Origin of the sequence: Stutzerimonas chloritidismutans AW-1 (assembly GCF_000495915.1) — a bacterium.
GTDB classification, from domain to species: domain Bacteria; phylum Pseudomonadota; class Gammaproteobacteria; order Pseudomonadales; family Pseudomonadaceae; genus Stutzerimonas; species Stutzerimonas chloritidismutans.
The window spans coordinates 22,390-46,376 of the sequence record NZ_AOFQ01000006.1; the positions used below are offsets into that span (position 1 = coordinate 22,390).

The 23,987-nt window shown below is 65.9% G+C and carries 17 protein-coding genes; 6 read left to right on the forward strand and 11 right to left on the reverse strand.

What is annotated here, in order from left to right; all coding sequences use genetic code 11:
• Positions 1–131 precede the first annotated feature (131 nt).
• Both F753_RS27580 and F753_RS27585 read left to right on the forward strand, forming a co-directional pair.
• A complete protein-coding gene (locus F753_RS27580) occupies positions 132–1,028 on the forward strand; it encodes a cache domain-containing protein (RefSeq protein ID WP_023443988.1) in 897 nt (298 codons plus the stop codon).
• Between the two features lie 140 nt (positions 1,029–1,168).
• Positions 1,169–2,857, forward strand: coding sequence for a Na/Pi cotransporter family protein (locus F753_RS27585; RefSeq protein WP_023443989.1), 1,689 nt, complete (start codon positions 1,169–1,171; stop codon positions 2,855–2,857).
• 16 nt (positions 2,858–2,873) lie between these two features.
• Here F753_RS27585 and F753_RS27590 read toward each other — a convergent pair whose 3' ends face one another.
• The 5 genes from F753_RS27590 to F753_RS27610 form a co-directional block, all read right to left on the reverse strand.
• Positions 2,874–3,896 carry an AbrB family transcriptional regulator gene (locus F753_RS27590; protein ID WP_023443990.1) on the reverse strand — a complete coding sequence of 341 codons (1,023 nt, stop codon included), beginning with the start codon at positions 3,894–3,896 and terminating at the stop codon, positions 2,874–2,876.
• Between the two features lies 1 nt (position 3,897).
• Positions 3,898–5,412, reverse strand: coding sequence for a tripartite tricarboxylate transporter permease (locus tag F753_RS27595; RefSeq protein WP_023443991.1), 1,515 nt, complete (start codon positions 5,410–5,412; stop codon positions 3,898–3,900).
• Position 5,413: 1 nt separating this feature from the next.
• A complete protein-coding gene (locus F753_RS27600; RefSeq protein WP_023443992.1) occupies positions 5,414–5,857 on the reverse strand; it encodes a tripartite tricarboxylate transporter TctB family protein in 444 nt (147 codons plus the stop codon).
• 78 nt (positions 5,858–5,935) lie between these two features.
• Positions 5,936–6,910, reverse strand: coding sequence for a Bug family tripartite tricarboxylate transporter substrate binding protein (locus F753_RS27605; RefSeq protein WP_023443993.1), 975 nt, complete (start codon positions 6,908–6,910; stop codon positions 5,936–5,938).
• Positions 6,911–6,937: 27 nt separating this feature from the next.
• Positions 6,938–8,200: an OprD family porin gene (locus tag F753_RS27610; RefSeq protein ID WP_023443994.1), complete on the reverse strand. Its 1,263-nt coding sequence runs from the start codon at positions 8,198–8,200 to the stop codon at positions 6,938–6,940.
• 181 nt (positions 8,201–8,381) lie between these two features.
• Here F753_RS27610 and F753_RS27615 point away from each other — a divergent pair, with 181 nt between their 5' ends.
• Together F753_RS27615 and F753_RS27620 are read left to right on the forward strand one after the other, a co-directional pair.
• Complete coding sequence (locus tag F753_RS27615) at positions 8,382–9,053, forward strand: response regulator (protein ID WP_014818677.1); 672 nt, start codon at positions 8,382–8,384, stop codon at positions 9,051–9,053.
• Positions 9,046–10,446 (forward strand): sensor histidine kinase, encoded by a 1,401-nt coding sequence (locus F753_RS27620; protein ID WP_023443995.1) that lies wholly within the window; start codon positions 9,046–9,048, stop codon positions 10,444–10,446. Before F753_RS27615 ends, F753_RS27620 begins: the two co-directional genes overlap by 8 nt.
• A gap of 14 nt (positions 10,447–10,460) precedes the next feature.
• On the opposite strand, the gene F753_RS27625 is transcribed toward F753_RS27620, so the two are convergent.
• The 5 genes from F753_RS27625 to F753_RS27640 all read right to left on the reverse strand — a co-directional run bounded on the left by F753_RS27625 (position 10,461) and on the right by F753_RS27640 (position 18,398).
• Entirely contained in the window at positions 10,461–12,380 is a 1,920-nt protein-coding gene (locus tag F753_RS27625) for a sensor domain-containing diguanylate cyclase (protein WP_023443996.1), read from the reverse strand.
• Between the two features lie 208 nt (positions 12,381–12,588).
• A complete protein-coding gene (locus F753_RS27630) occupies positions 12,589–14,511 on the reverse strand; it encodes a sensor domain-containing diguanylate cyclase (protein WP_023443997.1) in 1,923 nt (640 codons plus the stop codon).
• 131 nt (positions 14,512–14,642) lie between these two features.
• A complete protein-coding gene (locus F753_RS27635) occupies positions 14,643–16,229 on the reverse strand; it encodes a methyl-accepting chemotaxis protein (RefSeq protein WP_023443998.1) in 1,587 nt (528 codons plus the stop codon).
• A gap of 123 nt (positions 16,230–16,352) precedes the next feature.
• Positions 16,353–16,517, reverse strand: coding sequence for a hypothetical protein (locus F753_RS49675; protein ID WP_014818674.1), 165 nt, complete (start codon positions 16,515–16,517; stop codon positions 16,353–16,355).
• Between the two features lie 297 nt (positions 16,518–16,814).
• Positions 16,815–18,398, reverse strand: coding sequence for a methyl-accepting chemotaxis protein (locus F753_RS27640; protein WP_023443999.1), 1,584 nt, complete (start codon positions 18,396–18,398; stop codon positions 16,815–16,817).
• Positions 18,399–19,007: 609 nt separating this feature from the next.
• Between F753_RS27640 and F753_RS27645 the strand changes: the two genes are divergently transcribed.
• Entirely contained in the window at positions 19,008–19,973 is a 966-nt protein-coding gene (locus F753_RS27645; protein ID WP_014818672.1) for a TAXI family TRAP transporter solute-binding subunit, read from the forward strand.
• Between the two features lie 120 nt (positions 19,974–20,093).
• Positions 20,094–22,646 carry a TRAP transporter permease gene (locus F753_RS27650; RefSeq protein ID WP_023444000.1) on the forward strand — a complete coding sequence of 851 codons (2,553 nt, stop codon included), beginning with the start codon at positions 20,094–20,096 and terminating at the stop codon, positions 22,644–22,646.
• 111 nt (positions 22,647–22,757) lie between these two features.
• Here F753_RS27650 and F753_RS27655 read toward each other — a convergent pair whose 3' ends face one another.
• Positions 22,758–23,987 (reverse strand): nucleoside recognition domain-containing protein, encoded by a 1,230-nt coding sequence (locus F753_RS27655; RefSeq protein WP_014818670.1) that lies wholly within the window; start codon positions 23,985–23,987, stop codon positions 22,758–22,760.

The window sequence follows — 23,987 nt, forward strand, 5'->3', positions numbered from 1 at the left end:
TGTCGCAGCGCATCTCCTCCTTTCGCCCTGCCCTTTTGCTTCTCTCGACCAATATCAATTACGCCGCGGCTGCCTAGCATGGGGCAACGGGGCGGCCGCTTAGTCGCCCGCCATCAGGTCAGGAGTCGTTCATGAACCGGAACCGCAAGAAGCTGCTCGCCCTCTCTCTATCTGCCACGCTGGGCGCCGTGCCGCTGCTGCTGCACGCACAGGAGCCAGCCCAGCAGCGGACGCTCGGCTCGGTGGAGCGCAGCCACGCCAGCCAGGCACGCGCCCTGCTCGACAGCGCCGTGTTGACCTTCCAGGCCAAGGGCCCGGAGCAGGCATTGGCCGCCTTCAACGACCGCAACGGCGAATTCGTTCACGGCCAGTACTACATCTTCGTGCTCGGCGAGGACGGCACCATGCAGGCCAGCAGCGGCCCTTCGGCCAGCCTGGTCGGACTGAACGTCGCTGAGCTCAAGGATGCCGCCGGCAAGTCCTTTATGCGTGAAATTCTCGACAAGTCGGCCAAGCAGGACAGCGGCGAAGTCGAGTACAAGTGGCTCAACCCGGCCGACAACAAGGTCGAGAACAAGATCAGCCAGTTCCGCAAGGTCGGCGACCACGTGCTCTGCGTCGGCTATTACATCCCGCGTGCCACCGCCGAGCACGCCAAGGCGCTGCTCGAACGCGCCGTGCAGCAGGTCAAGGACAAGGGCGCCGACGCCGCCTTCCGTAGCTTCAATGATCCGCGTGGCGGCTTTGTCTTCAACGACGAGTACGTCTTCGTCATCGGCCTCGACGATGGGCGCTACCGCGCCAGCGGCAGCTCGCCAAACCTGGTGGGTGTCGATGTGCGCAACGTCAATGATGCCGCCGGCAAGCCACTGTTCAAGGAGATGATCGAACTGGCCCGCAAGCAGGGCTCCGGCAGCGTCGACTATGTCTGGCGCAACCCGGCGACCAACGCGGTCGAGCAGAAGCACACGCTGATCCAGCGGGTCGACGATGTACTGCTGGGCGTGGGCTACTACACCCGCCCCTGAGAGGGCGGCCAGCAAAGCTTTGTGACGTTTCGGTGAACGGGGCCGGCAGGCCAGGGTCAATCGAGTATCCCCGGTGAAGATCTGCGTCCTTGTGACGCAGGCTTTCGTCGTTGCTGCTCGCCGGGGCAGGAGCCCGACCGATGCTGACCCTGTTGCACCTGTTGTCGTCCATCGCCCTGCTGGTCTGGGGTACGCATATCGTGCGTACCGGGATCATGCGGGTGTATGGCTCGCACCTGCGACGGGCGCTCGGCCAGAGCATGCGCAATGCGCCGCTGGCCTTCGGCGCCGGCATCGGTGTTACGGCGCTGGTGCAGAGCAGCAACGCCACCGCGCTGCTGGCCATCTCCTTCGTTGCCCAGGGGCTGATGGCGCTGCCCACGGCGCTGGCAATCATGCTCGGCGCGGATGTCGGCACCGCGCTGATGGCCCGCGTGCTGACTCTCGATCTTTCCTGGCTGTCGCCGCTGCTGACGCTGCTCGGCGTCTGCCTGTTCCTCTCGCGCAAGCAGACCCGCGTCGGCCAGATCGGCCGCGTGCTGATCGGCCTCGGCCTGATCATTCTCGCCCTGCAATTGATCGTGCACGCCGCCGAGCCGATCACCGAGGCGCGCGGCATGCAGGTGCTGTTCTCCTCGCTGGCCGGCGACACCCTGCTCGCGGTGCTGGTCGGCGCGCTGTTCGCCGTGCTGTCGTATTCCAGCCTCGCCGCGGTGCTGCTGACCTCGACGCTGGCCGGTGCCGGCCTGATCAGCCTGCCGGTGGCGCTGGGTCTGGTGATCGGCGCCAACATCGGCAGCGGCCTGCTCGCCTGGTTCAACGCCAGCCTGCAGCCGGCTTCGGCGCGCCGCGTGGCGCTGGGCAACCTGCTGTACAAGCTGGCCGGGCTGATCGTGCTGCCGTTTCTCGGCATGCTGGTGGCCTGGATGGACACCCTGGGTGTCAGCGCACAGACCCAGGTGATCGGTTTTCACCTGATCTACAACAGCCTGCGCTGCGTGATCCTGCTGCCCACCGTGAAGCCGATGGCGCAGTTGTGTGAATACCTGCTGCCGGAGCGTGCGCTGGACAACGGCGTGGCGCAGCCTCGGCATCTCGACCCCGCCGCGCTGGATACGCCGAGCCTGGCGCTGGCCAATGCGGTCCGCGAAACCCTGCGCATCGGCGACATGGTGGAGCTGATGCTGGCGCGGCTGCTGGAGGTGCTGCGCGAAGACCGACCGGAGCCCGGCGACGAGATTCGCCGCCTGGACGATGACGTCGACGCGCTCTACAGCGGCGTTAAGCTCTACCTGGCGCAGATGCCGCGCGAAGACCTCGCCGAGCAGGAGGGCCGGCGCTGGGCAGAGATTATCGAGCTGGCAATCAACCTGGAACAGGCCGGTGACATCATCGAGCATATGGTCAGCAAGGTGCAGAACCTGAAGACGTCCAAGCGCCGCTCCTTCTCCGACAGCGGGCTGGAGGAACTTGGCCAGTTGCACGCCCAGCTGAGTACCAACCTGCGGCTGGGGTTGTCGGTCTTCATCTCCGGCGATTCCCATAGCGCCCGCCAGCTGCTGCAGCAGAAACGCCAGTTCCGCAAGCTCGAGCGCGAACTGGCGCACTCCCACGTGCAGCGCTTGCACCAGCAGGTGGTGGAGAGCATCGAGACCAGCGCCGCGCACCTGGAGCTGATTGCCGACATGAAACGCCTCAATTCACTGTTCTGCAGCGCCGCCTATCCGGCGCTGGAAGGTCCCGGCGGCAGCAAAGCGCGCACAGCAGCCGGCGACGCGCCGCGGGAAGTGATCTCCGGAGAACCTCACCTGCCGGGACGCCCCGCCTGATCCAGATTCAGGTCGTTCAGCTAGCACGGCGTTGCCAGAGGCGGAACAGCGGCTCGGCGAGAAACATCACCAGGAACAGCCTGAGCACCTGCACCGCGGTGACCAGCGCCACCGAAAGCTGCAAGGCTTCGGCAGTCAGGCATAGCTCGGTAATGCCGCCGGGCATCATGCCGAGCATCAGCGACACCTCATCCAACGCGGTCATCCAACCCAGCGCGCCGCCCAGCGCGGCGGCGACCAGCATGGCGAACAGCGTGAACAGCAGGATGCGCACGAGGAACGCCGGCGCACTGCGAAAGAACGGCCGGTCGAAATGACAGGCCAGCGAGCAGCCGATCAGCCACTGGCCGAGCGCGCCGGCCCAGCCGGGCAGGCCGATGTGCAGATCGAATGCTACGCTGGCCACGGCGCAGGCGGTCAGCGGGCCGAGCATCCAGGGGTTGGGCTGGCCGAGACGCTTCCAGAGCAGCGCCAGCAGACCGCCGGCCGGCAGCAGCACGGCTAGCCAGGGCCAGCTCACCGGGGCCGCAGGCGGTGCCGCGACCGTCGGCAGGCCCCAGGTGAACAGCGCCGGCACGATCAGCACCACCAGCAGCAGGCGCAGGCTGTGCGCCGCCGCCACGCGCGCAGGTTCAGCCTGGTGCCGGTTGGCCAGCACCACCATTTCGCTGGCGCCACCCGGCATGCTGGCGAAGAACGCAGTGGCGCGGTCGGTGCCGCTGCGCAGCAGGATGAAGAGGCCGATCAGGCCCAGCAGCAGCGTGCCGACCGCACCGGCGAGGATCACGCCGAGATGCGCCAGCACCTGCTGCATGACCTCACTGGTGAAGTGCAGGCCGATGGCGCTGGCGACGATCCATTGCCCGACCTGACGGCCGCGCGGCACCTCGCTCACCAGCCAGCCGCTGCAGCGCACGGCGATCACCGCCAGTAGCGAGCCGATCATCCACGGCAGCGGCCAGTTGGCCAGAGTTGCCAGCCAGCCGCCGACCGCACCGATCAGCGGGGTCGCCCACCAGGCCGGCAGCCGCCGATGCATGTCAGGCCTGCGCCTCGACCACGTTGGCGCGACGGCGCTTGAGGTACCAGCGCAGCGCCGGCATGCCGAGCATCGCCACGGTCAGCGCCCACAGCGCCAGGGTGATCGGGCTACCCCAGAGGATGCCCAGCTCACCGTTGGAGATCGACAGCGCACGGCGCAGGTTGTCTTCCATCATCTCGCCGAGCACAAAGCCGAGAATCAGCGCCGACAGCGGGAAGTCCAGCTTGCGCAGCAAGTAGCCGAACACGCCGAGGCCGACCATCAGCACCAGGTCGAAGGTGGTGCTGTGCACCGAATACACGCCGACCATGCTGATCACGGTGATCGCCGGCACGAGCACCCAGTTCGGCACGGCGAGCATGCGCGAGAACAGGCCGACCAGCGGGATGTTCATCACCAGCAGGATCACGTTGCCGATGAACAGCGAAGCGATCAGGCCCCAGACCACGTCCGGCTGCTGTTCGAACAGCAGCGGGCCGGGGGTGATGTTGTACAGCGTCAGCGCGCCGATCATCACCGCCGTGGTGCCCGAACCCGGTACGCCGAGGGTCAGCATGGGAATCAGCGAGCCACAGGCGGAAGCGTTGTTGGCCGCTTCCGGCGCCGCCAGGCCGCGCAGGTCGCCATCGCCGAAGCGGCCCTTGTCGCCGGCCATGCGCTTCTCGCTCATGTAGGTCATGGCGCTGGCGATGGTCGCCCCGGCGCCCGGCAGCGTGCCGATGACGAAGCCGGCCACGGCGCTGCGCACCATGGTCCAGAAGGTCAGACAGAACTCCTTGAAGTTGAACAGCAACCGGCCGCTGGCCTTCACCGCCTTCTGCCCGCTGTGGGTTTTCTCCAGCATCAGCAGGATCTCGCTGACGCTGAAGAAGCCGATCACCACGATGACGAACTGGATGCCGTCGGACAGGCTGACGCTGCCGAAGGTGAAGCGGTAGACGCCGGTAGTGGAATCGACACCGACGGTGGCCAGGGCCAGGCCCATCAGCGCGGCCATCAGCGTCTTCACCGGCTTGTCGCCGACCATGCCGCCAAGGCAGGCGATGGCGAAGATCATCAGCACGAAGTACTCCGCCGGGCCGAAGGCCACCGCCCACTTGGCCAGCAGCGGGGCGAACAGCACCACCCCGCAGGTGGCGATGGTGCTGCCGATAAAGGAGCTGACCGCGGACAGCGACAGCGCGATGCCCGCCTTGCCCTGGCGCGCCAGCGGGTAGCCGTCGAGGGTGGTCATCACCGCGGCAGCATCACCCGGCACGTTGAGCAGGATCGCCGAGATGCGGCCACCGTATTCGCAGCCCAGGTACACGGCGGCGAGCAGGATCAGTGCGGTCTCCGGCGGCAGGCCGAGGGCGAAGGCCAGCGGCAGCAGCAGCGCCACGCCGTTGATCGGGCCGAGGCCCGGCAAGAGGCCGACCACGGTGCCGACGAAGGCGCCGAACAGCGCCACCAGCAGGTTGGTCGGTCGCGTGGCGACATCGAAGCCCTGCATCAAGAAATTCAGTGTTTCCATTTCAGCTCTCCAGCAGACGCAGCAGGCCAAGCGGCAGCGGCACGTCCAGCAGGTAATCGAACAGCCCGTAGAGCAGCACGCCAAGCAGCGCACCGCTGATCACGCTGGGCCACAGGCGACCGTTGAACAGCAGACCGAGGGCGAAACCGGCCAGGGCGGTGCTGATGACGAAACCCAGGGTTTCGAACAGCAGCGCGTAGGCCAGCAGGGCCAGCACGCACAGCACGGCGCGCTGCGCCTTGGGCCGATCGAACGCCGGCGTCGGCTCACCGTGCGGCTTGAACAGCAGCCACGCCGCACCACAGGCCATCAGCAACAGCAGCAGCAGCGGGTAGGCGCGCGGCCCGACCGGGTCGTAGGCAAAGGGCGCCTCGAAGCCCCAGGCGAGCAGGGCGAGGCCGGCGCAGGCGAGCAACCACGCCGCGGCGAAGACACGTACGTACATGACGGGATACCTCAGGGATTCGGCGATCCGGCAGCTGCCGGATCGACCGTGCGGCCCGCGAACGCGGGCCGGTTCGCGTTACTTGACCAGGCCGAACTCGCCGGCCAGCGCCTTGTAGTCCTGCACCTGCTTCTTGACGAAGGCCTCCAGCTCATCGCCGGTCATCGACAGCGGGAACAGGTCGCGCTGTTCGCGCAGCTTGGCGAAGTCCTCGTCGGCGAGCAGGGTGTCGAACTGGGTCTTCCACCAGTTGAAGTCCTCGTCAGGCACTTCCGGCCCCATGTAGAAGCCGCGGATCACCGGCCAGCTGATGTCGTAACCCTGTTCCCTGGCAGTAGGAATGTCGGCCAGCTTGCCCGGCAGACGCTCGTCGGAGAGCACGGCGAGGATGCGGATCTTGCCGGCGTCGAGCTGCGGGGTGACTTCGCCGAGGCCGCTGGAAGTGACCTGCACATGGCCGCCGAGCATGGCGGTGAGCGTTTCGCCGCCGCCCTCGAAGGCGACGTAGCGCAGCTTCTTCGGATCGACACCGGCAGCGCGGGCGATCAGCGCGGTCTGCATCCAGTCCTGGCCGCCGATGGTGGCGCCGGCGCCGAATACCACGCTGCCCGGGTCCTTCTTCACCGCGGCAATCAGCTCGTCGAGGTTCTTGTACGGCGCGTCGGCACGTACCGAGATGGCGCCGTAATCAGTGCCGACCGCGGCGAGCCAGCGCACGGCGTTCTCGTCGTAGCGACCGAACTTGCCCTGGGCGAGGTTGAGCAGCGAGCCGCTGGAGAAGGCGGTGATGGTGCCGGCTTCTGCCGCACGCTGGGCAACCACCGCGTTGTAGGCCACCGCGCCGACGCCGCCGGGCATGTAGGTGACGCGCATCGGTGCTTCGAGCAGGCCGCTGTCCTTCAGGCCGCTCTGGGCCAGCTTGCAGGTCAGGTCGAAACCGCCGCCGGGCTTGGCCGGGGCGATGCACTCGGGGCGCTTGGGTTCGGCCAGCAGCTGGCTCGAGAGCAGCAGGCAGGACGACAGCAGGGCGAAACGGCTGAGTCTGGTTTTCATCGGGTAGTCCTCGCGTTCTTGTTCTGTTTACCAGATCGGCAGGCTGTAGCTGACGATCAGACGGTTCTCGTCGGCGTCGCGGGCGAAGTCGGAGCGGTACATCGCGTTGCGCCAGCGCAGCGCGACGTTCTTCAGCGGGCCGCTCTGCACCACGTACTTGAACTCGAAGTCGCGTTCCCACTCGCTGCCGTTGTTGCCGCCGCTGTACTCGGCGTTGTCGCCGGAGATGTAGCGGGTCAGGAAGGTCAGCCCGGGGATGCCCATGGCGGCGAAGTTGTAGTCGTAACGCGCCTGCCAAGAGCGCTCGTCGGCGTTGGCGAAGTCGTTGATCTGCACGAAGTTGACCAGGAACGGATCGCTGCCATCGATATAGGCATAGCCGGTATCGCCGCGCATCTGCTGGTAGCCGAGGCTGACCTTGTGCCCGCCGAGGCTGTAACCCAGCATGCCGTTCCAGGCCTGGTTGTCGATCTTGCCGGCGTTGGCCGCGCCGGTGTCGTCGCTGAACATCACGCGCAGATCGGCGCTCAGCGCGGAGTTGTCGGTCAGCGGCTTGACCGCCAGCAGGCCGAAGAAATGCTGGCGGTACACGTCATCCAGCTCGCCGTAGTAGTAGCGGCCGGTGAGGTTCTTGTTGAAGGCGTATTCGGCCCCGGCGAAGGTCAGGTGATCGGCCTCGGCGGCACTGGCGAAACGGCTGTTCTTGTTGTTCAGCTGCAGGTCCTGGGAGTTGGTCGAAGCGCGGTCGATGACCTTGTCCAGGCGCCCGCCGATCAGCGTCAGCCCTTCGATATCCTTGGAAGTGGCGGTGCCGCCTTCGAACACCTGCGGCAGCGTGCGGCTGTCGCTGGCCTTGACCACCGGCATCTCCGGGATGTGCGAGCCATAGCGCAGCTCGGTCTCGGCGATCTTCGCCTTGGCGGTCAGGCCCAGGCGGCTGAACTCGTCCGGGGTGCCGCCATCGTCCTGCACCGGCAAGAGGTCGGTGCCGGCGCGACCACCGCCGGAGTCCAGCTTGACGCCGAGCATGCCCAGCGCATCCAGGCCGACGCCGACGGTGCCTTCGGTGAAGCCGGACTGCACGTCGAGGATGAAACCCTGGGTCCACTCTTCGCGCTTGGACTGGCCGCTGCCTTCGCGGAAATCGCGGTTCAGGTAGATGTTGTGGGTCTGCAGGGTCGCGCTGCTGTCTTCGATGAATGCGGCCTGGGCCATGGGTGCCAGCGAGGCGGCGGCAACGGCCAAAGCGAGACGGGCAGGAGCGGGTGAACGTCTGACGGCAGTCAGCATCGGGGTATCTCCACTATTGTTTTTGTTGTGACGGCGCATGCGCCGCGCGTGGTGGTTCGAGCCACCTGCGAGCGATCCTAGGCGGTCAAGCTTTCGCCAGCCTTTCAGCGCTGAAAGCCAGCAGCGGCGTGAAAGTTCTGCCGCTACACTGGCGCTCCGTCGCCATCGCAGAGGACAGGCAATGCGAATTCTTCTGGTCGAGGACCACCCCCAGCTGGCCGAAAGCGTGGCGCAGGCAATGCGCGCCGCCGGCTGGACCGTGGACCTGCTGCACGATGGCGTCGCCGCCGACCTGGCGCTGGCCAGCGAGGACTATGCGCTGGCGATCCTCGACGTCGGCCTGCCACGGCTCGACGGCTTTCAGGTGCTGGCGCGCCTGCGCGAGCGCGGCAAGACGCTGCCGGTACTGATGCTCACCGCGCGTGGCGAGGTCAGTGATCGCGTGCACGGGCTCAACCTCGGCGCCGACGACTACCTGGCCAAGCCGTTCGAACTGTCCGAGCTGGAAGCACGGGTCAAGGCGCTGCTGCGGCGCAGCGTCGGCGGCGGCGAACGCCAGCAGCGTTGCGGCGCGCTGGTCTACGATCTGGATGCGCGGCGCTTCAGCCTGGCCGACGAGCCACTGACGCTGACCTCCCGCGAGCAGGGCGTGCTGGAAGCGCTGATCGCCCGCCCCGGTCGGGTGATGAGCAAGGATCAGCTGGCCGCCCAGGTATTCGGCCTGGACGAGGACGCCAGCGCCGACGCCATCGAGATCTACATCCACCGTCTGCGCAAGAAGCTCGAGGGCCAGCCGGTACGCATCGTTACCTTCCGCGGCCTCGGCTACCTGCTCGAGGCGCTCGATGGCTGAGGAAGCGCTCGCCGGCAGCCTGCGCGCGCGGCTGCTGCGGCGGCTGGCGATCCTGCTCGCGCTGCTGCTGCTGTTCAGCGGCTGGAGTGCCTACTGGAACGGCCGTGCCGCTGCCGATACCGCCTACGACCGCACCCTGCTCGCCTCGGCCCGAGCCATCGCCGACGGCCTGGTCACTCACGAGGGCGTGCTGCGCGCCAACGTGCCCTACGTGGCGCTGGACACCTTCGCCTATGACAGCGCCGGACGCATCTACTACGGGGTGCTGGACATCCAGGGGCGCCTGGTCAGCGGCTACGAGAACCTGCCCGCCCCTGCCGCCGACACCCCGCGCACCGACGATTACCCGGCCCTGGCGCGCTTCTACGATGGCGAATTCCAGGGCCAGGGCGTGCGACTGGTGAGCCTGCTGCAGCCGGTCAGCGAGCCGGAGCTCAACGGCATCGCCGAGATCCGCGTGGCCGAGACCCTCGGCGCCCGGGAGCGCATGGCACGCAGCCTGCTCACCGATACCCTGTGGCGGGTCGGGCTGATGGCCGTCGCCGCGCTGCTGCTGGTATGGCTGGCGGTGAGTGCCGCGCTGCGGCCGCTGGGCCGGCTCAGCGAGGCGGTGCAGGAGCGCACACCAGACGATCTGCGGCCGCTGCCGCTGGTCAGCGTGCAACGCGAGCTGCGCCCGCTGGTGGTCGCGCTCAACGGCTTCACCGAACGCCTGCGCGGCCAGTTCGAACGCCAGGCGCGCTTCATCGCCGATGCCTCCCACGAGTTGCGCACGCCGCTGGCGGCGCTCAAGGCGCGGATCGAGCTGGGCCTGCGCGAAGCCGAACCGGCGGTCTGGCGCAGCACCCTGGAAGACGCCGGACAGAGCACCGACAAGGTCATCCACCTGGCCAACCAGCTGCTCTCGCTGGCGCGCATCGAAAGCGGCGCGCAATCCATCGCCGAAGGCGGCGCGCAGCGCCTGGACCTGTCGCAGCTGGCCCGCGAGCTGGGCCTGGCGATGGCCGCGCTGGCGCACAAGCGCGGCGTCGCCCTGGCGCTGGAGGCCGAGGCACCGGTATGGATCGACGGCGAGCCGACGCTGATCAGCGAACTGCTGAGCAACCTGCTGGACAACGCGCTGGCGCATACCGGCGACGGCGGCAACGTGGTGCTGCGGGTGCTTGACGGCGCCGTGCTGGAGGTGGAGGACGACGGCCCGGGTATTCCGGCCGCCGAGCGCGATCGCGTCTTCGCGCGCTTCTACCGCCGCGACACCGGCGGCCATGGTGCCGGCCTCGGGCTGGCCATCGTCGGCGAAATCGTCCGCGCCCATCGCGCCGAGATCAGCCTGGATCAGGGCGCTCTCGGCGGCCTGCTGGTGCGGGTGCGTTTCGTACCGGCCGAGAGCTGAGGGGCGGCCGCGCCTCAGGCAAACACGGTCGCGCCATCCGGTCCGAGGTCGGCGGCCTCGACCACGCAATTGCGGCCGCTGCGCTTGGCCTCATAGAGCGCACGGTCTGCTGCACTGAGCAACTCCAGCGGCGACGCCGCGGCTTGCGGATCGAGCGTAGCCACGCCAAAGCTGATGGTCAGGCTGACGCGCTCACCGTCGCAGTCGAGCTCAAGCCGCTCGACATCCTGCCGCATCCGCTCGGCCAGCAGCACCGCCTGCGGCCCGCCGGTTGCCGGCAGCGTGATGACGAACTCCTCACCACCGTAACGCGCCGCGAGATCACCGGCTCGCTGGCAATGCTGCTGGAGTACCGCCGCGACCCGGCGCAGGCACTCGTCGCCGAACGGATGGCCGTAGCTGTCGTTGACTCGCTTGAAGTGATCGATGTCGCCCAGCAGGACCGTCAACGGCGTGCCGTTGCGGCGTCCGCGACGGACCTCGTCTTCGAGTAGCTGATCGAACTGGCGGCGATTGGCGAGGTGCGTCAACGGATCGGTGGAGCTCAGCCTGAGCAGCTCGGCATTCGCCAGCTCGAGGCCGTGACGGACTTCCTCGAGCGCCTTGGTGCGCGCCACTACGCGCGTTTCCAGCTCTTCATTGGCACGCTGTTGGATCAGCAGCGCCTGTTGCTTGGCCTGCAGGTGCTGCTCGCGTTCGTCGGCCAGGCTGCGCGAGGTCTCCAGCGCCAGCTGCTGGGCGGCGATACGTTGATCGCGCTCCAGGTTGATCCGTTCGGCAAGCGCCATCGATAGCAGCACGAACTCGATGAACATGCCTATCAGCTGGCCATGCAGCGTCAGCCGATTGAGTGGCATGTAGCCCCACAGCGCCAGGAGGTGAATGACGGTGAAACCCAGCAGCGTTATCCAGGCGATGCTGAACAGCCGCGCCGATACGTTGCCGCGGGCCCACAACGTGAGCGTCACCGCCAGGCTGATCAGGCAGTAGGGCAGCGCCACGTATTCCATGAACAGCCAGTGTGCATGCTCCGGAACCAGCAGCACCGCCAACAGCACCGTGATCCAGTAGCAGCCCAGCACCCAGGTGATGTGCCAGACCCAACCGCCGTACTGGCGAACCTGCAGAAAGCGTACGACGAAAAGCAGCGGAGTAAGGAAGCACAGGGTTGCCGACAGCGTGTAGAAGCGCGCCGAGAACGGCGGTGCGCCGGGCCACAACACCAGCTGGCCGAAGCCGCTCATGGTGCCGACGTAGAACATTGCGCTGAGCAGATACAGCACGTACAGCAGATAGCTGAGGTCGCGGGTGAAAATCAGCAGGCTCAGGTTGTACAGCACGATGACGATCATGCCGCCGAAGAACAGGCTGAACAGCGCCGTATCGAGCACCTTGCCCTCGATGAAGCTCGTCTCGTCGACCAGCTCCAGCGGCAGCACCATCAGCTCGCTGGCCTCCAGCTGCAGATAGACCACCGCCTGCTCGCCCGGCTGCAGGTTCAGCGGGAAGACCAGGTTGTGATCGACCACCGGCCGCTGACTGACCGCCAGCGTATCGCCAGCGACCATGGGCTCACCCCATCGGTCCCGGCGCGGGTAGTAGACGCGCAGCGTAACGCGGTCGAGCACGGGCCACTTGAGCAACAGATACCAGCTGCTGGCATTTGCCTGGAGGTTGTGCACCGGGAATCGTAGCCATGCGCCTGCTGGCTGTCGGAGCAGATTGGGTACCTGCAGCGGCTGCCAACCCCGGTCGTCGTTGCGTGCCTGGTCGAAGCCAGACTCCAGCCGGCCAAGCGCGTACTCCGGTTGGCCAACCTGCAGCCCGGGAGCGTGCCGGCTTTCGATCATCAGGCTGTCTTCGGCCACAGCCCGGCCCGGCGCAGCACCAAGCAGAAGCATGAAGCACAGGATCAGCAGTGCATTGAACGGCATCGATTTCTCATGGCCGGTAGCGCCGCCGGAATCGAGCCGGAAACGCTTCGGAAGGGCGTGGTGGTATCGGCGCGGCCCCGCCGGGCGACCGGAGCCTGAAGCGGGTCATTGTATGTAACTTTTTGTATTTAGGCGCGCAGCGGGCGGTCCCTTTTTCAGGGCATGCCAGCGAGCCGCGCGGACCTCGCGCAGGACCGTTTCATACCGCTCAAGCGTTGAGGGCCGGAGTCTGCTCTCCAGCATTTACCTCAGCGGCCAGAGCCACCTGGTCGCGACCAGCGTTCTTGGCCTGATAGAGCGCCGCATCCGCCGCCGCCAGCAGATCGGCCGGCGCGACGAGCGAGGGGGTCAGCGTGGCGACGCCAAGGCTGATGGTCAGCGCCACCGGCTGTTCGCCATGCTGCAGCTGCAGGTGCGCGATCGTGCAGCGGATCGATTCCGCCAGGGCGACGGCCTGTTCGGCGTCGAGCCCCGGCAGCAGGACGACGAACTCCTCACCGCCATAGCGCGCCGCGACGTCGCCGGCGCGCTGGCAGTGGGCGGCGAGCACTGCCGCGACCTGGCGCAGGCACTCGTCACCGAAGGGGTGGCCGTAGCTGTCGTTGACCCGCTTGAAGTGATCGATATCGGCGAGCAACACCGATAGTGGGCTGCCGGCGCGCCGCGCGCGGCGGATTTCCTCGTCCAGCAGACGATCGAAACGCCGGCGGTTGGCCAGCTGGGTCAGCGAATCGGTGGTGCTCAAGCGCATCAGTTCGGCATTGGCGGCTTCCAGGCCGTGGCGGACTTCTTCCAGCGCACGGGTGCGTTCGTACACCCGCGCTTCGAGCACCTCGTTGGCGCGCAGTTGCAGATCCAGCGCCTCCTGCTTGGCCTGCAAGCGCAGTGCGCGCTCCTCGGCCAGCGATTCCGAGGCGTGCAATGCCAGTTGCTGCGCGGCGATGCGCCGGTTGCGTTCGACGTTGATGCGCTCGGCCAGCGCCATGGATAGCAGCACGAACTCAGCGAACATGCCGATCAGTTGGCCATTCAGCGTCCAGGCGTTGAGTGGCAAGGTGCCGTTGAGCGCCAGCAGGTTGACCACGGTGAAGCCGAGCAAGGTGCTCCAGGCGATGCTGAACAGCCGCGCGGACGGATTGCCGCGCATCCACAGGTTGAGCGTCACGGCCATGGTCACGACGCAATGCAGCAGCGCGACGCTGTCCATGAACAGATAGCGCGCCAGGGTCGGTGCCAGTAGCAGCATGAGCACCGCCACGCCCCAGTAGCCGGTGAGGCTAATGGACACCGCCCAGACCCAGCCGCCATAGCGGCGTATGCCGAGAAAGCGCAGGGCGAACAGCATCGGCGTGAAGAAGCACAGCGCCGCGGAAAGGCCGTAGAAGCGTGCCGACAGCTCGGGAATTTCCGGCCAGAGGTAGAGCTGGCCGAAGCCGGTAATGGTCAGCACGTAGAACACCGCGCTGAGCAGGTAAAGCACGTAGAGGAAGTAGCTGCCGTCGCGGGTGAAGATCAGCAGGCTGCAGTTGTACAGCACGATCACCAGGATGCCGCCGAAGAACAGGCTGACCAGCGTGACGTCGCGGAGCTTGCCCTCGATCAGCTGCTTTTCGTCGATCAGCTCCAGCGGCAGGGCGAGGGTTTCCCTGGCCTGCAGCTGCAGATAGACCACCGCTCGCTCGCCCGCCGGCAGCTCGAGTGGGTAGACGAAGTGATGGTCGGCCAGCGGTCGGCTGCTCAGTGCCACGGCATCCCCGGCCAGCATGGATTGCCCCCAGCGGTCGCTGTCCGGGTAATACAGGCGCACCGCGACGCGGTCGAGCACCGGCCATTTCAGCAGCAGGTACCAGCGCTTCGCGGCGTCGCCCGTGTTATGCAGCCGGAGGCGCAGCCAGGCACCGTCGCGCTGTTTGCCAAGGTTGGGTTTGTTCAGCCGCTGCCAGGGCAGATCCGCTGCGGCGATCTGGGTGTAATCCGCGTCCGGCCTGCCCAGCAGGTATTCCACTGCGCCGACCTGCAGCGTCGCCGCCCCCCTCGTCTGCAGCACCGGCGATGGCTCAGCCGCCATCGCGTTGCCGGTCCAGGGCAGCAACGTCAGGCAGGCGACCATCAGCAGTAAGGCGCGCATCATGTGGAAATGCCTCGTCGGCGCGGCAATGGCCAGCGAAGTGCCAGCCAACCGGCGTCATTTAATAAGCGCCGACGAGCGCATGATGCCATTCTGATATCAGTCTGTCCCGTGCAAGCGACAGACTGCAGCGATCACGCCCGCCGCCGCGCCCAGAACTGTTGCACCAGCTCGAGCATGCCATCGGCCAGCTGGGCGACGCCGCAGGCGCTGCGCTGGCTGTGCAGGCCGGTGGCAACGTGATTGTCTGAGCTGCCGCGGATGCTGACGATGCTCTGGGTGATCTCCTCGCTGGCTGAGCTTTGCTGATCCACCGCTGCGGCAATCTGGCTGCTCATGGCGCTGATCTCGTTGACCCGGCTGTTGATGCCGCCGAGCGAATGCTCGGCCTGGTCGGCATGGCTGACGCTGTGCTGAGCCTGCTCGCGGCTACGCTGCATGACGTCCACGGCCTGGCGCGCACCGGCCTGCAGCGAGCCGATCATGCTCTGGATATCGGTGGTCGCGCTGGATGTGCGCGATGCCAGCTGACGCACCTCGTCGGCCACCACAGCGAAACCGCGGCCCTGATCGCCGGCACGCGCCGCTTCGATGGCGGCATTGAGCGCGAGCAGGTTGGTCTGCTCGGCAATGCTGTGAATCACCTCGAGCACGCGGCTGATTTCCTGGCTGTGGCTTTCCAGCTGATGAATGACTTCGGCGGCCTGCTGGATGTCCCCGGCCAGCCGCGTGATGCTGCTGCCGGTGAGGCCGACGATCTCCCGGCCGCTGGCCGCTTCGCTGTCCGCGCGGGCCGCCACCTCGGCCGTGCGCTGCGCGTTGAGGGCGACTTCCTGCACGCTGGCGGTCATCTGCCGAATCGCCGTGGCGATCAGATCGGTTTCCTGCTGCTGGCGCGAGGCGCTTTCGGTACTGCCATGCATGGCACCGAGCAGGTCGCGGGCGTGGCTGCTGAGCTGGCGGCTGCAGTCGGCGATGCGCCCGACCATGGCGCCGGCTTCGGTTTCCAGCATCTTCATGGCGAAGGCGATCTCGCCGATCTCGTCGCGGCGTCCGGTGTAGATAAACTGGCTGACCGGGTTGTGGCCGATGCGTCGCGCCTGGCGCGCCAGCTGCGTCAGCGGTGCGAGCGCCAGCGCCGCCAACCCAGTGGCCACCGCACCGCCTAGCACGACCGCGGCGGCACCGGCGGCCAGCGGCGCACCGAGCAGCAACGCGCCGAGCGCCGCGCCTGCGGCACTGCCGAGGCCAGCCAGCAGCGCCACCCGGCCACGCAACCCGAGCGGCGAAGCGCGCAATGCGCCTGCGGCACGGCCCTCGCGCAGGCGTGCGTAAAGCGCCTCGGCGGCGCGAATCTGTTCGGGCTGCGCGCGGGTCCGCACCGACTGGTATTCGACGACCTTGCCGTCGCGGCCGACGGGTGTGGCGAACGCGCTGACCCAGTAGTGATCTCCGCTCTTGCAGCGGTTCTTGACGATGCCCATCCACGACCTGTTCGCCTGCAGCGTTTGCCAGAGGTCGGCAAAAGCGGCCTCGGGCATGTCGGGGTGCCGCACGAGGTTGTGCGGCTCACCGAGCAGCTCGTCTTCGCTGAAGCCGGAAATCGCCACGAAATCCGGATTGGCGTAAGTGATGGTGCCGTTCAGATCGGTGGTGGACAGGATGTTCGCCGTCTCGCCGACCGTGACTTCGCGGTCGTTGACGGGGAGGTTGGTGCGCATAAACAGATCTTCCTTGGAAATGGGGTCTGAGTACGCGAGGCAGGTTCGGCGCCGCTTCTGTTGGCAGCGCTCGCATGGATGCGGCGGACATCCTTGTACAGGGGGCCGGTTACGGTTTGGCGATCAGCGCTCGCCCTTCTCTCCCGTGTCAGTTTCCAGTTGCTCGAGCAGTTCAATCAGGCGCCGGCGCAGCTGGCCGAGCTCGCGCGATTTGAACGAGCGTCGCGTGCGTTCCAGTACCTGAATGGTTTCTTCCAGCGCAGTGCGCAGCGTCTCTTCGGTCAGCATTGATTCATCTTTCGTGCAAGCACATGCAGGTTGAGTGCCGATCTCTGTCAGGGCGCGCCTTGCAGCGAAACGAGCCCAAAAAAAAGGCGCCAGCCGTGGTGCACCCCCAAGGGAATGTCACGGCTGGCGCCTTAGCTATCAGGTCCGGTTGTCCTGAGCGGTAAAGCAGCTTTCGCAGCATGCGAAACTAGTGGCATTTTGCCTTTACGGGCGCAGCGTAACAAGCCCGGCGCAGATGGCGCGGGCAATGCGCCGCGCCCTCTCCAGCACGCACCATTTCGGCGCATCGGCAAGCCTTCAGCCGCGTCGCCGCGTCCAGAACTGCTGCACCAACATCTCCATGCTGCTCGCCAGCTCGGCGACGCCCGACGCGCTCTGCCGGCTGCGCAGGCCGCTCTCCACATGCTGATCGGAGCCGCCGCGAATGCTGACGATGTTCTGGTTGATGTTCTCGCTGACCGCGCTCTGCTGCTCGACGGCCGCGGCGATCTGTATGCTCATCGCGCTGATCTCGTTGACCCGGCTGTTGATGCCCTGCAGCGAGCGCGCCGCCTGGGCCGCATGTTCGACGCTCTGCATGGCCTGCTCGCGGCTGCGCTGCATGACCTCCACCGCCTGCCGTGCACCGCCCTGCAGCGCGCCGATCATGCTGTTGATCTCCTGGGTCGACTGCTGGGTCCGCGATGCCAGGCTGCGTACTTCATCGGCGACCACGGCAAAGCCACGGCCCTGCTCGCCGGCCCGCGCCGCCTCGATGGCGGCGTTCAGCGCCAGCAGGTTGGTCTGCTCGGCGATGCCGCGAATGACGTCGAGCACCTTGGTGATGTCATTGCTGTGCGCCTCCAGCTCATGAATCACGTCACCGGCTTGCTGGATGTCCTGCGCCAGTCGGCCGATGGCCGCCCCGGTACGGTTGACCACCTCGGTGCCGGTCGCCGCTTCGCTGTCCGCGCGGCTGGCTGCCTCGGCGGTGCGCTGGGCGTTGCTTGCCACTTCCTGCACGCTGACCGCCATCTGGTTGATCGCCGTGGCGACCTGATCGGTTTCGCTTTGCTGGCGTGCAGCGCTCTGCGTGCTGCTGTCCATCGCACCGAGCAGTTCGTGGGCATGCTGGCTGAGTTGACGCGAGGCATCGCCGATACGGCCGACCATGGCGCCGGCCTCGGTTTCCAGCATCTTCATGGCAAAGGCGATCTGGCCGAATTCATCACGCCGGCCGGCATAGACCAGCTGCCCCACCGGGTTGTCACCGACCCTGCGTGCCTGCTCGGCGAGGCGCTGCAGAGGCGTCAGCGCGACATACGCCATTGCACCTGCGCCCAGCACGGCGGCAGCGGCGGTGGCCAGCGCAGCGATCAGACCCGCTCCAGCCAACAGCGCGCCGACCACGCACGGCGCGGCACCCAGCGCCGCCAGAAGCGCGACGCGACTGCGGGCGCTCAGCGGTGCACGGCGCAGCGCGACCGGTGGACGCTTGTCGCGCAACTGCGCGTACAGCTGCTCGGCGGCTGCGATCTGAGCCGGCGCGGGCTTGGTGCGTACCGATTGGTATTCGACGACCCGACCGTTGCGGCTGATCGGCGTGACGAACGCGCTGACCCAGTAGTGATCGCCGTTCTTGCAGCGGTTCTTCACCATACCCATCCATGAGCTGCCGCCCCGTACGCTCGACCACAGGTCGGCGAAGGCCTCGGTGGGCATGTCCGGATGGCGGACGATGTTGTGGTGCTGACCAAGCAGCTCGCTTTCCTCGAAGCCGCTGATCTTGATGAAGTCCGGATTCACATAGGTGATGTCACCGTTGAGATCCGTGGTGGAGAGAATATTGGCGGTGTCGCTGATGGAAACGTCGCGGCCAGTGACCGGCAGGTTCATGCGCATGGTGGTCTCGTGAACAAGGCAAAGCGTGTTGTTCTTCTCCGCCACGGACGTCTCGGTCGATGCACCTTTTCGGTACCTCGTGCACTCCCTGCCAATATCGCCACCCTGCGGTGATCGCTCCTTGCTGCGGACGGCCCAGCGGGTCGTTTGTATCGGTTTTGTAGCGCCGAAGACGGGCACGAAAAAAGCGCCAGCATTGATCCACCCCTCTGGATGGCCCCTGATGGCGCTTCAGTCGGCAGGCCCGTGGTCCTGTCCGATCAGCAAGTCTCCTCGCCTGGAGACTGATATCAGATTGATATCATCGATCTCGACTGGCAATGCGACTGAAGTCCTACTCCGCCGGTCGGCTTTTCCAAGCAACATATCAATAAGCCATCAAAGCTGTACAGATAATACAGTCTGTACAGTATTTGTACATAAAAATATGACACCTCACGCGCAACCCTTCTGCCGTAGTCCGGTCCTAGCAGTGGGACGCGACGCTTGCGCGGATCGACATGGCAGGTCCGCTGGCTGTTACCGACGCGGTCGCCTGCTAGACTCAAGTTCCGCGCAGACTCACAAGGGATGCCGGGAATCCGAAAACAACCAAAAAGGAGTGCATCCATGAAAGGCAAATCCTTGGCATGGATCTTTACCGCTGCTCTGGCGGGAACCGGCCTGAGCGCAGTGGCACAGGCGCAAGAGAAGTTCGTTACCATCGGCACGGGCGGCCAGACCGGCGTTTATTACGTTGCCGGGCAATCGATCTGCCGCTTCGTCAACCGCAACGCGGAAAACATCAAGTGCAACGCGCCGGCGAGCGGCGGCGGCGTGGCCAACGTCAACGGCCTGCGCAGCGGTGAGTTCAACTTCGGCATCATGCAGTCGGACCATCAGTACAAGGCGATGGAAGGCGTGGCGCCGTTCGAGAAAGAAGGCAAGATGGACGACATCCGTGCCGTCTTCTCGCTGCAGAGCGAAGTCTTCACCGTGCTGGCGCGTCGCGACGCCAACATCAAGGGCCTGGATGATCTGAAGGGCAAGCGCGTCAACATCGGCAACCCCGGTTCTGGCCAGCGCGACACCCTCGAAGAAATCATGAAGGAAAAGGGCTGGGACAAGTCGGCCTTCTCCCTCGCCGCCGAACTGAAGCCGGCCGAACAGGCCAGCGCTCTGGGCGACAACAACATCGACGCCATGACCTACTTCGTCGGTCATCCGAATGGCGCCATCCAGGAAGCCACCACCACCGTCGATGCAGTTCTGGTGCCGATCACCGGCCCGGAAATCGACAAGCTGCTGGCTGCCAAGAGCTACTACACCAAGGCTGAGATCCCTGGCGGCCTGTACAAGGGCAACGATCAGCCGACGCAGTCCATCGGTGGCAAGGCCGTGCTGTCCACTACTGCCAAGGTCGATGCCGAAGTGGTCTACCAGCTGGTGAAGTCGGTGTTCGAGAACATCGAGCGCTTCCAGCGTCTGCACCCGGCATTCAAGGATCTCAAGCCGGAAGAGATGATCGAAGTCGGCCTGAGCGCGCCGCTGCATGAAGGCGCCGAGCGTTACTACAAGGAACGCGGCTGGCTGTAAGGCTCAGCGGGGCCGCGTTGCGGATGCGGCCCTGAACGTCGATGCCTTAGCCGAAAACCCGTGCGCCCCATGGCCACGGGTTTTCGCGGTTCCGTTACCTGAAAAAACAGGCCTCAATTCATGCAAGACAAACAACTGTCCACCGAGGAACTGATCGCCCAGGATGTCGGTGCGCGCTTGCCCGAAGGCCCGATGGCCGCGGTCATCGCCGGGCTGGCGCTGCTCTGGTCGCTGTTCCAGCTGTGGATCGCCTCGCCGCTGCCCTTCGTACTCGGGTTCGGCGTGCTGAACGACACCGAGACCCGCTCGATCCACCTGGCATTCGCGCTGCTGCTGGCATTTCTGGCCTACCCGGCCTTCAAGAGATCGCCCAGGGACCGCGTACCGCTGTTCGACATCGCCCTGGGGCTGATCGCTGCCTCCACCGCCGCCTACCTGTTCATCGTTTACGAACAACTGGCGCAGCGCCCCGGCAACCTGACCACCATGGACCTGATCACGGCCTGCCTCGGCATTCCGCTACTGCTGGAAGCCACGCGTCGCGCGCTTGGCCCGCCACTGGCGATCATTGCTCTGGTGTTCCTCGTCTATAGCGTCGCCGGCCCCTGGATGCCCGGCCTGCTGGCCCATCGCGGAGTGAGTTTCACCGCGCTGGCCAACCACCAATGGATCACCACCGAAGGCGTGTTCGGTATCGCCTTGGGCGTTTCCACCAGTTTCGTCTTTCTTTTCGTGCTGTTCGGTGCACTGCTCGAACGTGCTGGTGCTGGCCACTATTTCATCCAGCTGGCCTTCAGCATGCTCGGGCATTTCCGCGGTGGCCCGGCCAAGGCCGCGGTCGTGGCCTCGGGCATGACCGGCCTGATTTCCGGCTCGTCGATCGCCAATGTGGTGACCACCGGTACCTTCACCATCCCGATGATGAAGCGCACCGGCTTCTCGGCCGAGAAGGCCGGTGCGGTGGAAGTCGCCTCATCGGTGAACGGCCAGATCATGCCGCCGGTGATGGGCGCTGCGGCATTCCTGATGGTCGAATACGTCGGCATCCCCTATGTCGAGGTGATCAAACACGCGTTCCTTCCCGCGTTGATCTCCTATATCGCGCTGGTCTACATCGTCCATCTCGAGTCGCTCAAACTCGGCCTCACCGCATTGCCGCGGGCCAACGTCGCCAAGCCGTGGATGCAGCGCCTGATTGGTTTCGCCTTCGGCGCGGCGCTGATTTCCGGCCTGTCCCTGGGCGTCTATTACGGTCTTGGCTGGCTGAAACCGGCACTTGGCGATTCCGCGCTTTGGGCCATCGGCGCGTTACTGGCATTGGTCTATCTGGGCCTGCTGAAGATTGCCGCAAGCAATCCGCCACTGCCCCATGAAGACCCTGATGCCCCGCTCGAGCATCTGCCGGAGACGCGTCCGGTGCTGCTTTCCGGCCTGCACTTCCTGCTGCCGGTGGTGGTGCTGGTCTGGTGCCTGATGATCGAGCGCCTGTCGCCCGGCCTGTCGGCATTCTGGGGCTCGGTGATGCTGGTGATCATCCTGCTCACGCAGCGGCCGCTGCTGTCGATGCTGCGCAAGGACGGCACCCACGAGCACGGCACCTTCATGGATGGCGTCGTCGATCTGCGCGAGGGCCTGATCGCCGGTGCGCGCAACATGATCGGCATCGGTATCGCCACAGCGGCGGCGGGCATCATCGTCGGCGCGGTATCGCAGACCGGCGTCGGCCTGGTGCTGGCCGACCTGGTCGAGCTGCTGTCGATGGGCAACCTGCTGCTGATGCTGTTGCTCACGGCCTTCCTCAGCCTGATCCTCGGCATGGGCCTGCCGACCACCGCCAACTACATCGTGGTGTCCAGCCTGCTGGCGCCGGTGATCGTGGCGCTGGGGCAGCAGAATGGTCTGATCGTGCCGCTGATCGCGGTGCACCTGTTCGTCTTCTACTTCGGCATCATGGCCGACGTCACGCCACCGGTGGGCCTGGCATCGTTCGCTGCCGCGGCGGTGTCCAAGGGCGACCCGATCAAGACCGGTATCACCGCTTTCTACTACAGCCTGCGCACGGCGGCGCTACCGTTCCTATTCATCTTCAACACCGACCTGCTGCTGATCGACGTGGACTTCTGGCACGGCGTGCTGATCTTTGTCGTGGCGACCATCGCCATGCTGATCTTCGCCGCCGGCACCCAGGGTTACTTCCTGGTGCGCAGCCGCTGGTATGAAAGCCTGTTGCTGCTGCTGGTGGCCTTCACCCTGTTCCGCCCGGGATTCTGGATGGACATCATCCACGACCCCTATCGCGACATCGAGCCAGCCGCGCTGGTCGAGACGCTGGAACGGGTGGAAGAAGACAGTCAGCTGCGCCTGCGCGTGCTGGGTGAGGATGACGTGGGCGACCCGCGCGAGTTCGTCGTGCTGCTGGCAATCCCTGACGGCGAAAGCGGTGAGGAAAAGCTCGAGAAGATCGGCCTGATGACTTACAAGGACGATGGCAAGGTGCTGATCGATAGCGTCACCTTCGGCAGCCCGGCCGCCGAAGCAGGCCTGGAGTTCGACCAGCAGATCCTGCGCGTACGCGCGCCGACCGATCGCTGGCCGAAGGAATTCATGTGGATTCCGGGCTTCCTGCTGTTCGGGCTGATCGTCTGGATGCAGCGGCGCCGCCGACAGCGCTGACTGCAGTCGCTGCAAGAGAAACCCCGGCCACAGGACATGTGGTCGGGGTTTCTTTTTTTAAGCGCTATAAACGCCCGTCAGATTCGGAGCCGGGCAGTGCGCGGCTTCGGCTCAGCCGAAGAACCAGTAGCACACGGCAATCGCGGCGATGATGCCGGCCAGATCCGCCACTATCGCGCAGCCCACCGCATGGCGCGCGCGCTGGATGCCTACCGCGCCAAAGTACACCGCCAGCACATAGAAGGTCGTCTCGGTACTGCCCTGTACCGTCGCCGCCACCAGTGCCGGGAAGCTGTCCACGCCCTGACTCTGCATGGTCTCGATCAGCATCGCTCGCGCCGCACTGCCGGAAAACGGTTTGACCAGCGCAGTCGGCAGAGCATCGACGAAGCGCGTGTCCCAGCCCAGCGCCTCCACCATCCAGCGAATGCCTTCCAGACCGAAATCCAGCGCGCCGGATGCACGCAGGGCGCCGATCGCACAGAGCATGGCGATCAGATAGGGCAACAGGCTTTTGGCGACATCGAAGCCTTCCTGCGCGCCCTCGACGAATGCCTCGTACACCGGCACCTTGCGCAGCGCGCCGACGACCAGAAAGGCGATGATCAGACCGAACAGGGTCAGGTTGCCCAGCAACGAAGACAGCGACGCCAGTGCGGTCGCCGACAGCCCGGCCAGCAGCGCCATGAAGCCACCGAGCAGCAGCGCACCGGGGACGAAGTAGGCCAGCACGACTGGGTCCCAAAGGCGCAGCCGCTGCACCAGTGCCACCGCCAGCAGGCCGGCCAGCGAAGACGCACTGGTCGCCAGGAGGATCGGCAGAAAGACCAGCGTCGGGTCTTCCGCGCCCTGCTGTACGCGGTACATGAAGATCGACACCGGCAATAGCGTCAGCGACGAGGTGTTGAGCACCAGAAACAGGATCTGCGCATTGCTGGCCACGGTCGGCAGCGGATTGAGCTCCTGCAGCGCGCGCATCGCCTTGAGGCCGATTGGCGTGGCGGCGTTGTCCAGTCCGAGACCGTTGGCGGCGAAGTTCAGGGTGATCAGTCCCAGCGCCGGATGGCCTGCCGGCACTTCGGGCATCAGGCGACGGAACAATGGCCCGAGCAAACGCGCGAGGAGTTCGATAAGCCCGGCCTTTTCCGCGATGCGCAAAAAGCCCAGCCACAACGTCAAGGTGCCGAACAGCACGATCATCACTTCTACGGCCAGCTTGGCCATGGCGAACAGGCTTTCCACCAGCGCGGCGAACACTGCAGGGTCGCCACCGATCAGCCAGCGCCCGAGGGCGGCAACCGCGGCGATCAGAAAAAAGCCCAGCCAGAGGCCGTTGAGCAT